We start from the raw sequence: 12,277 nt of genomic DNA, 5'->3' as shown, positions 1-12,277 counted from the left end.
AGAACCAATGAGCCATCTGACCATCATCGTCGCCACCGACCAGCAAGGCGGCATCGGCATCGACAACACCCTGCCGTGGAAATTGCCGGAAGACATGGCGCATTTCAAGCGCTTGACGACGGGCCATCCCGTCCTCATGGGCCGCAAGACCTTCGATTCCATCGGCCGTCCGCTGCCGAACCGCCGCAACATCGTCATCACGCGCAACCCGGACTGGCGCCATGAGGGCGTGGAAGCGGTATCGTCGGTGGAAGCGGCCATCGCCCTGCTCGACGGCGCCGAAGGTTACGTCATCGGCGGCGCCGAGATCTACAAGCAGTCACTACCCCTGACACAGCGTTTGCTGATCACGGAAATCGGCCAGACATTCGATTGCGACGCTTTTTTCCCCGCCGTTGACCATGCCGTGTGGCAAGAGACCGCGCGTGTAGCGCATGTTTCGGAGAAATCCGGCCTGCCTTACGCCTTTGTCACGCTGGAACGCAAAGCCTGACAAGGTTGAGAATGATGGCCAGAATGTTGCTGTAATACCCCTGTCACACCCATGCGTCACGCTAGCGTACGCTTGTGACGCTTTGCTACGATATTTTTTCCCGCAGAGGCCGCATTTCTGCGAGAATCCCGTTCTTATTTTTTTTCTGCGGCTGCCGGCTTGTATCACCGCCTGAGGTCGCGCCCTAGTCCGCCCCTTCACATCTGTCAGGGGCGGCTTGCTTTTTTGGAGACATGCATGAAATTTCGTTTCCCTATCGTCATCATTGACGAGGATTTCCGTTCTGAAAATACGTCCGGCCTGGGCATTCGCGCCCTTGCCGCCGCAATGGAAAAAGAAGGCATGGAAGTGCTGGGCGTGACCAGCTACGGCGATTTGTCGCAATTTGCCCAGCAACAATCGCGCGCGTCAGCCTTCGTGCTGTCGATCGACGATGAGGAATTCGGCGGCGGTTCCATCGAGGAAACCGACCACGCATTGAAATCGCTGCGCGCCTTCGTCGAGGAAATCCGCTACAAGAACGCCGACATCCCCATTTATCTGTACGGCGAAACGCGCACGTCGCGCCACATCCCCAACGATATCCTGCGCGAACTGCATGGTTTCATCCACATGTTCGAAGATACGCCGGAATTCGTCGCGCGCCACATCATCCGCGAAGCGAAATCCTACCTGGACGGCCTGTCGCCGCCGTTCTTCCGCGCGCTGGTGCACTACGCCAACGACGGTTCCTACTCGTGGCACTGCCCCGGCCACTCGGGCGGCGTGGCCTTCCTGAAGTCGCCGATCGGCCAGATGTTCCACCAGTTCTTCGGTGAAAACATGCTGCGCGCCGACGTCTGCAACGCCGTCGAAGAACTGGGCCAACTGCTCGACCATACGGGTCCTGTGGCCGCGTCCGAGCGCAATGCGGCGCGCATCTTCAATGCCGACCATTGCTATTTCGTCACCAACGGCACCTCGACCTCGAACAAGATGGTGTGGCACTCGACCGTGGCGCCAGGCGACATCGTCGTCGTCGACCGCAATTGCCACAAGTCGATCTTGCATTCGATCATCATGTGCGGCGCGATTCCCGTGTTCCTGATGCCGACGCGCAATCACCTGGGCATCATCGGCCCTATCCCGCTGCACGAGTTCACGCCGGAAAGCATTGCCCGCAAAATCGAGGCGAACCCGTTCGCGCGCGAAGCAAAGAACAAGAAACCGCGCATTCTGACCATCACCCAATCGACCTACGATGGCGTGATCTACAACGTGGAAACCCTGCGCGAAATGCTGGACGGCAAGATCGACACCCTGCACTTCGACGAAGCATGGCTGCCGCACGCCACCTTCCACGATTTCTACAAGAATATGCACGCCATCGGCAAGGACCGTCCGCGCGCCAAGGAATCGATGATCTTCTCCACCCAGTCGACGCACAAATTGCTGGCCGGCCTGTCGCAGGCGTCGCAAATCCTCGTGCGCGAATCGGATACGGTCAAGCTGGACCAGGACGCCTTCAACGAGGCTTACCTGATGCACACGTCGACGTCGCCGCAGTATTCCATCATCGCCTCGTGCGACGTGGCCGCGGCCATGATGGAAGCGCCGGGCGGCACGGCCCTGGTGGAAGAATCGATCATGGAAGCGCTCGATTTCCGCCGCGCCATGAAGAAGATCGACCAGGAATGGGGCCAGGACTGGTGGTTCCAGGTGTGGGGTCCGTCCAGCTTCAACGACGAAGGCATGGGCCAGCAGGAAGACTGGATGATACGTGCCGAGGATGACTGGCACGGCTTCGGCGACCTGGCTCCCGGCTTCAACATGCTCGACCCGATCAAGGCGACCATCGTCAACCCGGGCCTGTCGCTGGACGGCCAGTTCGGCGACACGGGCATCCCCGCGTCCATCGTCACCAAGTACCTGGCAGAGCACGGCGTCATCATTGAAAAATGCGGCCTGTACTCGTTCTTCATCATGTTTACCATCGGCATCACCAAGGGCCGCTGGAATACCCTGCTGACCGCGTTGCAGCAGTTCAAGGACGACTACGACAAAAACCAGCCGATGTGGCGCATCCTGCCGGAATTTGCGGCGGCCAACCCACGCTACGAAAAAATGGGCTTGCGCGACCTGTGCCAGCAAATCCACGATTTCTACAAGGCCTACGACGTGGCGCGTCTGACGACGGAAATGTATCTGTCGGACATGATCCCGGCCATGAAGCCGTCAGACGCCTTCGCCAAGATGGCGCACCGCGAAATCGAGCGCGTGGCCATCGACGAACTGGAAGGCCGCATCACGTCCATCCTGCTGACGCCATACCCACCGGGCATTCCGCTCTTGATCCCGGGCGAGCGCTTCAACAAGACCATCGTCGACTACCTGCGCTTCGCGCGCGACTTCAACGAGCGCTTCCCTGGCTTCGAGACGGATGTGCATGGTCTCGTGAAACGCGAAGTCGATGGCAAACGCGGATACTTTGTTGACTGTGTCAAGTTGGACGAGAACGTCTAAAAATCGTCCATGGCGGCGTTGCATTGCCTAGCCGTACTACTCGTACTGTCTTCGGCAATGCGCCTTGCCCTGAACGTTTTTAGCCATTCTTGTGACGTTCGTTAAAAACAGTTAATGCGACTTAACGCCGCCTGATGCAGATCAGGCGGCGTTTTTCATTGCGGCCTACCGCGCACGCTTGCGCCAGATCAAACGGCTGGGGTATCGGGCTTCTAAGATGGGCCACTCGTGCCCTCGTGATGGCTGGCATATGACGCTCAAGGTGTGGCTGGAAATCGTGCAGCAGGCGGCGGCTGGCAGTGGCGCCTTGCTGATGACGGCCTTGGAGCAGGCTCAGGTAACTGTAGCCCGGCGGCACGATGGCGAGGAGGATGGCGCGGGCATCGTGCTGTTTGCCGAGGCCAATGCCGCGCTGCTGCAAGCGCTGCCTGCGCTGTGCCGCCATGCCTCCGTGCTGGCCATTGCCGCCTGCGGCCAGCCCACCAGTTGCGCGCAAAAGCGTGCCCTGATGGCGGCCGGCGCGCTCGATGTGCTGCTGTGGCCGGCCGGTAGCATCGATGCGGGCCAGGTGCTGGCGCGCCTGCAGCGCTGGCAGGCCGTGGCGCAGTTGCTGGCGTCCAGCACCGTGCGCCAGCAGCTGGTGGGCGAGAGCGCGGCCTGGACCGCGCTGCTGCACCAGGTGGTGGAAATGGCCGCCTTCAGCCAGGCGTCGATGCTGATCACGGGCGAGACGGGCACGGGCAAGGATTTACTGGCGCAACTGATCCACCGTTTAGGCAACTGCAGTGGCGACTTCACCATTCTCGACTGCACCACCTTGTCGCCGGACCTCGCTGGCAGCGAACTGTTCGGCCATGAACGGGGCGCTTTTACGGGCGCGGCGGCCGCGCGCGACGGCGCTTTTGCCCTGGCCGACGGCGGCGTGCTGTTTCTCGACGAAGTGGGCGAACTGCCGCTGCCGCTGCAGGCACAGCTGCTGCGGGCCATCCAGGAGCGCAAATACAAGCGCGTGGGTGGCAATACCTGGCAACCGACCCAGTTTCGCCTCGTTTGCGCCACCAACCGCGAACTGGAATACGAGGTGGCGCGCGGCGCCTTCCGCGCCGACCTGTATTACCGCATCGCCGGCTGGCGTTGCCAGACGCCCCCCCTGCGCGAGCGCCAGGACGATATCCTGCCGCTGGCCCGGCATTTCCTCGCCGAGCTGGCGCAGTGCCCTCCGCCCGCGCTGGACGCGGCCGTGCGCGAATACCTGCTGCTGCGCGACTATCCGGGCAATGTGCGCGAACTGCGCCAGACCGTCACGCGCATCTGGCACCGCCATTGCGGACCCGGCCCCATCACCATCGGCGCCCTGCCACCCGACGAACGGCTGCTGGCGCCGCTCTGGCCCGACCAGCATTTCGAAGCGGCCGTGCGGCGGGCCCTGGCCCAGGGCTGCAAGCTGTCGCACATCACGCGCTGCGCCACCGACGTGGCCATCCGCCTCGTGCTGGCCGAGGAACACGGTAACAACCAGCGCGCCGCCGCCCGCCTGGGCATAACCGACCGCGCCCTGCAGATACGCCGCAAGACGGCCGCCTGCGAGGAGCAAGCCGCTACTGCCGCGACACCGCCAGCCGCCCTTTGATCTGCCTCACGCCAGCCCCGCCAGCCGCAAAAAATTGCCGCCCGTGATCAGCGCCGCATCGGCTGGCGGCAAGCCCAGCAAATGAATCTTGTGCAATTCCAGTCCCGGATGCAGCCAGGGGCCGTCCGAACCGAACAGGACCTTGTGCGGCCCCGCGCGGCGCACGGTCTGCTGCAGCAAGTCGAAGCGGCGCACGCCCGAGCTGTCCGTATGGATGTTCGGATGCCGCACAAGGTGGTCGATCAGCGCCAGCTGCGCCGCCCAGTCGTCGCCAAAGCTGCCCAGGTGGGGCAGGATGAAATTGACGTCGGGGTACTGCTGCGCCAGCAGCTCGGCCACGGCCACCTCGCCGGCCGGGTCGTACAGCACGGGCAAGCCGAAGAAGCGCGCCGCCTCGCACAGTTCGCCGCTGATGCGCGCGTCAAGCCGGTGCGCCTTGATGCCGACAAAACCGTAACGCTCAACGGCCGTGCGCACCAGGTCCTGGATGCGGCCCCGGTCGCGCCGCGCATGCACGAAGGCAAAGCCGTAAAACCGCTGCGGATCGGCGGCGACCAGGCGCGCCACGCCATGGTTGGCGATGGCGTAATCGGAGTGGAAGGCGGCGAACAGCACGCTGCGGGCGATACCGGCCGCCTGCGCGCGGCGCAAGTAGGCCTGCAGCGGCGCATCGCTGTCCCACGGCCCGCTCAAGCCGTCGCCCGGTCCCGCATGGCAGTGGCAATCGATGATCATCGTGCCGCGCTATTGCCAGTCGCCCATGACGACGATGCGGTTGCCGCGCCGGCGCCAGCGTCCGCTTTCCTCCTCCTGCTGCGGCGCAGGCGAACGAAAGTGCGGCAATTGCTGGTGCAGGGCCCGCGTCAGCGCGCTTTCCACGGCGCGCGTGCTGCCATCGCCGTCGCCGGCCAGGCGCGCCGCCTGTCCCGCGATGCGCACGAAGCGGCGCGCCAGCTCCAGTTCGCGGTCGGCCGGCGCTGCGTTCTCCATTTCGAGCTCCAGCGCATTGCTGGCCGCGCGCCCCAGGGCCGAACCGAGCGCCGTGCCCACGCCCGGTATCGGGATCATCGAACCAAGGGCGCCGCCGACAAAGGGCAAGGCCGTCTTGGCCACGGCCTTCAAGGCGCCGCCCAAGGGCTTGGCCACCTTGGCGATGGTAGCGCCCACTTTCTTGACGCCCTTCCACACGCTCTTGAAGACATTGCCGAGAAACTGGTCGAGTTCCTCCTCGCTGGCCACTTCCAGCAACTCCATGGCCAGTTGCAGTTCTTCCTCCTCGCTGAAGACGGCCGGCGCGCGGCCCTTGCCGGGCCACTCCCGGCCGAATTCCAACACTTCAAACGCGGCGCCGGCCCGCTGCCGGCATTGCCCGCATTCACATTCGAGTTGGTGCATGATGCTCTCCTTCGCAGTCGTCAAGGTACTGTCGTCGTCAGCCCCACATTTCGCCCAGCACGGCCATTTCCAGTTCGCGCCGCTGGTTCGTCAACACGCCGCGCCGGTGGGTAAACATGTCGCTGTGGATACCCTTTTCCAGACTGCGCCGCTGTGCCGCCGACGATAGCGGCGCCACATAGACGTCATGCGCGCTCATGTCCATGCCCATCATCTTGCCGCACAAATGGTGCTGTTTCAGGCGCCGCCGCAAATCATCGGTCTGGCCGCTGTAGGCGCGCCGGCCATCCTTGGTGTCGAACTCGATCACATACAGGCCCGGCCCCGTGGCGTTCGCATCGTTGACGGCCTGCGGAATCGCTCCCACCGCCTGGTAGCGCAAGGCGGCCGCGCTCGGCACGCGGCCCAGGGTGGACGCCAGGATGGGCGGCACTTCGCCCTGCATCTGGCCGTCATCCTGGTCCGGGTCCTGATTTTGTCCTGTATCCTGTCCTTGATACTGGCCCGTGTCCTGATACGGCGCCGGCTCGTGCTGGCCGCCGAACACGGGATACGGCGCCGGATAAATGGTGGGATAGATGGCGCCATAGCCGCCCCAGCCCCGGTAGCGCGGCGGATACGGCAAGGGCGGCGGCGGATAGCGGGGCGGCCGGCGCCCCTGGCCCTGGTAGCGTGGCGGCGCGGGACGGCGCGGGCCCCGCAGCGGCGGCCTTGCACGCAGGCCGCCACCGCGCAGGGCGCCGCGCCCACCTCCCGGGCGCGCACGCTCGCCTTCCCATTCGCTCTCCCATTCACCTTCCCACTCGCCCCCGTCCTCCCCTTCTTGCGTCCCTTCTTGCGACCACTCTTGCGACCATTCCCCCAGCCATTCCTGCTCGCCGGCCGCTCCCGCCTGTCCCGCAAAGGGCAGCATTTCAAACGCTTCGTTCATATCGCCTCCTCGTGTGATGTTCAAGCAAGTCCATCGCCTGTTCCAGTTGCCGGGGCGTCTGGTCGGCCCGCAGCAGAAACGTCAGCGCGCCGGGACCGTTCCCCGCTTGCGCCAGCGCCAGCACGCCCGCCTCGCGCAAGGCTGGCTGCAAATGGGCGCGTCCGGGCAGGCGCTGCACGGGGAAGCTGCCGCCCCGGCAAGCGATACCGGCCGCCACCATTCCCGCCCGCCATTGCGCCACCCTGTCCGCCAGCCTGGCGCGCAAGGCATCGCCGTGGCGCGCATTGAGCGCCAGCGCCCGCCGCGCCGCCGCCAGCACGGCCGCCGAGGGCGCACTGGCATGCACGCGCGTCTGGCTGTGCGCCGCGAAGCGCCGCAGCAGCTTGCGGCTGCCGGTCAGCACCGCCAGCGGCACGCCGAATCCCTTGGCCAGCGAGGCGCCGATGATCAGCGATTCCCCATGCAAGCCATGCAGCCGCGCCGAGCCGCCGCCCTGTGTACCCGTCACGCCCAGCACCTGCGTGTCGTCGAGCAGCAAATAACCGTCGCCCTGGCGCGCCAGGGCCGCATAGCCGGCCAGCGGCAAGACCTGTTCGCTGCCCGGCACATAGCCATCGGCCAGGATCAATGGACGCCACCCTTGCCTGCCCCAGACCGTCACCAGCTGCCGCAGCGCCGCCATCTCGCCGCTGGGAAACACTTGCTGCGGCAAGCCCAGGGCCTGCGCCCGCTCGGCGCCCCAGCGCGCGATGGCGTAGCTGCCGCCATCGATAAGGATCACCAGGCGCTCGGCAGCCAGCATGCCGAACAGGTCCCAGAACAGGTGCAGGGTCGACGGCAGCACGCAGGCCGCTTCGCAGCCTTGCAGGGCAGCGAGATCCGCGGCCAGGGCCTGCGCGCCGGGCGGCTCCTGCAGCGCGGCCGGCTGGCCCAGGGTCAGGCTGCTCCACGGCGCCAGCGCGGCGGCCGGATGGCGCATGCCCAGGTACAGGGCACTGGTAAAGTCGAGCATGCACGCGCCCCGCTCCCGCCCTAGACGCTGCGCAGTTGCTGGCTCAGGCGCTGGCGCAGCAACACCGAGGGCATCGTCGATTCGACCACCGGGTCGCTGCTGTCGACGGACAGGTCGACCCCGGTGGCGGCGCGGTAGCCGTGGATATAGCCCTGCACTTGTGGGCGCCAGAAACGCGCCCAGTTGAACGCCTGGGTCGGCTCATAAATGTCGCTCCAATTGCCGTAGCGCACGGAGAGCAGCAATTGCTCGCCAAAGATGGCCAAGTTACGGAAATGCATCACACTCGTATCCGTCCAGCCCTGCAGTTTCTTCATGGCGTCAACCCTGTCCATCCACGGTTCCGGATACGCGACCATCACGCGCGTCGGTAAAAATTCACGGAATTCGGGGCGCGCCAGCATCCATTGCTGCATCAGCATCTCGATGCGTGCCGTCGACGGCAAGTCGCCGAACTGGTTATGCGCGCCCTGCGACAGGATCAGGTGGATCTCTTTCAAGGCATTCAGCACGGGGAAGGCGTCGGCCTTCACGGTGGTGTCGTCATCCTGCTTGTAGAACGAAGTCAGCAGGCGCAGCAAGTGGTGGAACGCTTCCAGGAATTTGGAGCGGCTATCGGCTGGCCGGAAGTGCTGCACTGCCTTGCCGTCCAGGCGCACACCGTAGTGATGGTCATACTCATAGTTCCGGCGCATCACGGTCAGCCGATGCTGTTCATCCTGCGTGTATCCCCACAGCAAATTATTCAGCGGACGCAGCATGTCGATTTCCGTGTTCGACAGGGGGTCGAGATGGTTGCCCGGCGCGCGCAGGTTCTGGAAGCGTTGCGCGATGGCGTTCATGGTTTGCACGAGCATGCCCTCTTCATGCCAGTACGACCAGATCAGTTCCAGCAGACAAGGATTGGCCAGCTTTTCCTGGATGATGCCAAAGCACAGGTCCACTTCGCCTTCCTGGCCGCGCGGGATGCTGATGGGGATGTCGGGCAGCTTGCGGCGGATCACGGCCAAATAGGGCAAGGTCTGGAAGCCGTCGATGTTTTCCAGGTAGTCGTTGCGCAGCACGGTTTCCAGGTCGCGTCCCTGGGGGATGTCGCGCCGGTCCAGGTAAGCGTTGTCCTCGGCCGGATTGAAGGCCAGCGGCTGGTTCAGCACGCCGCAATTGACCATCACGAACGCTTCCGTCGCCACTTTCAGCACGCGGTAGGAATCGGCATCGGAAAACGGCAGCGCGCGGCGCTGCTTGAGCTGCTGGAACATCTCCGTCTTTTTGACGAAGCGTTCCTGCTCGAAGCCGCGCACGCTGGCCAGGTCGCCGCAAAACAGGCTGTCCATGAAATGCAGGTAATTGGTAAACGACATCGCCTCGGTGCTGTTGCGTATCAAGGTCCACAGCGGCAAGTCTTCCGTCGGCTCCGTTTCCGTGCGCGTCAGCGACACGCCCACATTGCCGGAGATGGGCTGCGGCTGGCGCTCTTCCGTCTCGTATTCCGCATCCAGCGCCAGCATGGCGTTCGGACTCAGGCCTTCCGGCACGGGCAAGGCGCTGCGCAGTTCGGGCCGCTGCGACAGCATCATCTGCCCCATGAAGCGGTGCATGCCGGCGCGCCGCACTTGTGTGGTAAACGCGTTGTCCGCGCCGCGCATCGGTACCCATGGCGCGGCGGCCAGCACTTGCACCTGGTCGCGCCCGTCGGCGCTTTGGTCGCCGTCAAACGAGATCGTGGCCACGGCACGGTCGCCCACCCTGCCGAAATGGCAGTCGCTGGGATGGCAGTCGGCCGTTTCAAACGCCAGCGTCACCTGTGGATTGAGCTGGGGCGTGAAGCACAGCACGGCGCTGCAGCCGGCCTGCACCGTCACGCACTGGGGCGCTGTGGCGGGGAAATTGCCATACACCCCCACGTAGCTGCCCGTCGCCAGGTCGGTAAACACGGTGCCGCCACGCCCATCCGTCCAGCGCACGCCCACCAGCATGGCGGGGTCGGGTACCCAGGTGGCGGCATTGAACAGATGGCAATCAGCATCATTGCCCCGGTACAGGCTGATGGCGGCATTGACGACCATGGCCCCGCTGTCCTGCTCGTGTACGGTGACGGCGATGCCGCCGCCGTGGTGTTTCGGACCCGCCTGGCCCGCCCCTCTGTTCTTGCCACCCATATTACTGCTCGTCTTGCTGCTCATGTCATTCTCCTCAATGGATAATCAAACGGGATGCCAGGGGCGGCAGCGGCCTGCCGGACTGGCTGCCATGCCGCACGACATCGGCGCACAGCTCCGAGGTGTCCAGGGTGCTGCGCAAGGCCCAGTGGGTCAGCAAACGCCCCAGCAGCTCGCTTTCGTCTTCCGGGCTCAAGGTGCCGCTGGCGCGCGCCTGCCCCAGCACGGCGAAGACCAGGGTCGGCGCGGCCTGGTACATCTGCGCCGGCGCCAGAGTCCAGCTGCGAAACAGCTGCCCCAGCATGGCCGGCTGGCGCGTGCGCACGGCCATGGCTTCGACCAGCGAGCCGCCGCGCAAGGCAGGCGGCCGGTGCTGCACCAGCAAGCCCACGAGGGCCGCCATGCTGGCCTGCAACTGCTCCAGCAGCCGCTGCCGGGCCGGCGGCAGGCCGGCCAGCGGGTAGTACGACAGCCACAGCTGCTCCAGGCGGTCCCACTGCGGATGCGGATACAGGGCCCGCCCCATGGCGCAGCTCAGGCGCACCCGCAGCCACGGCACCGGGTGGGGATCGTCGATATTGAGGCGGAAGACAAACACGCGCGGCAGGCTGACCACGCCGATCAGGCCCAGGGTGGCGGCCACGCCGACCCGCGCCAGCGACCAGAAATCGGCCACGATCTCGGAAATCCACCGTTCCCACAGCTGCCACACGTGCACGGCACCGCTGCCGCCGTGCTGCATGGCTTGCAGCACGGGCCGCAAGGACGCCACCAGGTCCAGCAGCGCCGCGCCCTGGTGGCCCACCTCGTGCACGAGCGACGAGGCGATGCTGCTGCCGATCATGCGTTCGCGCGGCAGGCGGATGATGGCGACGGGATTGTCGCCGCCGCCGGGCAGGCGCGTGCGCGCGCGGCGGATGGCCGCGCCCGGGCCCCGGTCCAGGTAGCAGATCACGGGCGGCGCCTGGTACACATTGCCGGGCAGCGCCAGCGCGTCGGCGGCAACGATGTCGAGACCGGCCAGCCACACACCCGTCTTGTGCTCGCTGCGTTGCGTGATGACTTCGTTGAACAGGTCGAACTGGGTCAGCGCGGCATTGAATTTCAGGCGCAGGAAAGTGAAGCGGCGCTGTGCCTCGGCGGCCGTGGCCATGCTGGCGCCGTCGGCGTGCTCGCGCCGCAGCCACCACTGGAACTGGGCCACCATGCGCCGCAATGCGCGCCGGCCCTGCACCAGCTGGCTTTCGATGGCCGACTGGGCGCTGGGCATCAGGGCGGCCGCCAGCACCGTCGGCTCGATCAGCGCGAACGGTTCCAGCCGCGCCAGCCGCGTCAGCAGCGAACGTGCTTCCTGCGCCAGCATCCAGGCAGCGTAAGCGCCGATGGCCATGATGTCAGACACCGTACAAGACGATTTTGTGGCCCTGGCGCGCCCAGCGCCCGCTGGACTGGCGCATGCCGCCCTGGCCCTGGCCGCGTCCGCTCCCCTGCGTCATGCCGCCGCCCGCACCGGCGCCGCTGCCGCCCTGCGTGGCCACCTGGCTGCCGGGGCGTCCCAACAAGCCGGGCGCGAACTGGCGCGCCGCCGCGCTGGCGGCCGCCTGGGCGATGGCGCGCGGGTCGCCCGCACCGCGTGCCTGCGCGGCGCGGTTGACGGTGTCGGCGGCCAGGCGCACGAACTGCTTGGCGCCCTCGAATTCGCGGTCCTCATTCGACGACGCCTCCGCCTCCAGCCCCAGCGCGTTGCCGGCGGCCGAGGCCAGGCCGCTGCCGATCTTGGCCCCCAGCGGGCCGCCGAAATAGCCGCCGATCGCGCCGCCGGCCAGGGGAATGGCCTTTTTCGCTACGCCCTTGAGCACGCCGCCGATCGCTTGTCCTACGGGCGACTTGATGATGCCGCCCGCCACCGAGGCGGCCTTGCGCAGGAAATTGCCGAGAAACTGTTCCAGCTCGGCTTCATTGCTGACCGACAGCAGTTCATTCGCCAGTTCCATCTCCTCGGTCTCGGAAAACATGGCGTTCGCGCCGCCCTCGCCGCTCCACTCGCCCTGGCCAAACTCGAACTGTTCCGCTTCAAAGCCGGACATCTCCTGCCCGTATTCCAGGGTCGTACGATCTAAGTCATGCATGATGAGCTCCTGTAAGTTAACACCTC

10 protein-coding genes are annotated in these 12,277 nt (G+C 65.6%); 3 read left to right on the top strand and 7 right to left on the bottom strand.

What is annotated here, in order from left to right:
- Positions 1 to 7: 7 nt before the first annotated feature.
- The 3 genes from ACQ4WO_RS10475 (at position 8) to ACQ4WO_RS10465 (ending at position 4,625) form a co-directional block, all read left to right on the top strand.
- Positions 8 to 493, top strand: a complete 486-nt coding sequence (locus ACQ4WO_RS10475) for a dihydrofolate reductase (protein ID WP_436481339.1) — start codon at positions 8 to 10, stop codon at positions 491 to 493.
- 237 nt (positions 494 to 730) lie between these two features.
- Positions 731 to 2,995: an arginine/lysine/ornithine decarboxylase gene (locus ACQ4WO_RS10470; protein ID WP_034755510.1), complete on the top strand. Its 2,265-nt coding sequence runs from the start codon at positions 731 to 733 to the stop codon at positions 2,993 to 2,995.
- 250 nt (positions 2,996 to 3,245) lie between these two features.
- The gene (locus tag ACQ4WO_RS10465) at positions 3,246 to 4,625 is read left to right on the top strand and encodes a sigma-54-dependent transcriptional regulator (protein WP_436481338.1); all 1,380 of its coding nucleotides are present in this window, start codon (positions 3,246 to 3,248) and stop codon (positions 4,623 to 4,625) included.
- Positions 4,626 to 4,631: 6 nt separating this feature from the next.
- Here ACQ4WO_RS10465 and ACQ4WO_RS10460 read toward each other — a convergent pair whose 3' ends face one another.
- From ACQ4WO_RS10460 to ACQ4WO_RS10430, 7 genes are read right to left on the bottom strand one after another with little or no spacing between them, the layout of a single operon-like run.
- Complete coding sequence (locus ACQ4WO_RS10460) at positions 4,632 to 5,360, bottom strand: amidohydrolase family protein (RefSeq protein WP_436481337.1); 729 nt, start codon at positions 5,358 to 5,360, stop codon at positions 4,632 to 4,634.
- A 9-nt stretch (positions 5,361 to 5,369) separates the two neighbouring features.
- The gene (locus ACQ4WO_RS10455; protein ID WP_436481336.1) at positions 5,370 to 6,020 is read right to left on the bottom strand and encodes a hypothetical protein; all 651 of its coding nucleotides are present in this window, start codon (positions 6,018 to 6,020) and stop codon (positions 5,370 to 5,372) included.
- 37 nt (positions 6,021 to 6,057) lie between these two features.
- Entirely contained in the window at positions 6,058 to 6,951 is an 894-nt protein-coding gene (locus ACQ4WO_RS10450; RefSeq protein ID WP_436481335.1) for a GIY-YIG nuclease family protein, read from the bottom strand.
- Positions 6,935 to 7,963, bottom strand: a complete 1,029-nt coding sequence (locus ACQ4WO_RS10445) for an aminotransferase class I/II-fold pyridoxal phosphate-dependent enzyme (RefSeq protein ID WP_436481334.1) — start codon at positions 7,961 to 7,963, stop codon at positions 6,935 to 6,937. The genes ACQ4WO_RS10450 and ACQ4WO_RS10445 overlap by 17 nt, the downstream gene beginning before the upstream one ends.
- A 20-nt stretch (positions 7,964 to 7,983) precedes the next feature.
- Entirely contained in the window at positions 7,984 to 10,146 is a 2,163-nt protein-coding gene (locus ACQ4WO_RS10440; RefSeq protein ID WP_436481333.1) for a hypothetical protein, read from the bottom strand.
- 10 nt (positions 10,147 to 10,156) lie between these two features.
- Positions 10,157 to 11,512 carry a hypothetical protein gene (locus ACQ4WO_RS10435; protein ID WP_436481332.1) on the bottom strand — a complete coding sequence of 452 codons (1,356 nt, stop codon included), beginning with the start codon at positions 11,510 to 11,512 and terminating at the stop codon, positions 10,157 to 10,159.
- Positions 11,513 to 11,516: 4 nt separating this feature from the next.
- The gene (locus tag ACQ4WO_RS10430) at positions 11,517 to 12,251 is read right to left on the bottom strand and encodes a hypothetical protein (RefSeq protein WP_436481331.1); all 735 of its coding nucleotides are present in this window, start codon (positions 12,249 to 12,251) and stop codon (positions 11,517 to 11,519) included.
- Positions 12,252 to 12,277 lie beyond the last annotated feature (26 nt).

It is taken from the genome of Janthinobacterium aestuarii (genome assembly GCF_051380835.1).
Lineage (GTDB): Bacteria > Pseudomonadota > Gammaproteobacteria > Burkholderiales > Burkholderiaceae_D > Janthinobacterium > Janthinobacterium aestuarii.
Note: the sequence above shows the minus strand (reverse complement) of the source record. Positions and strands in the feature narration are given on the sequence as shown.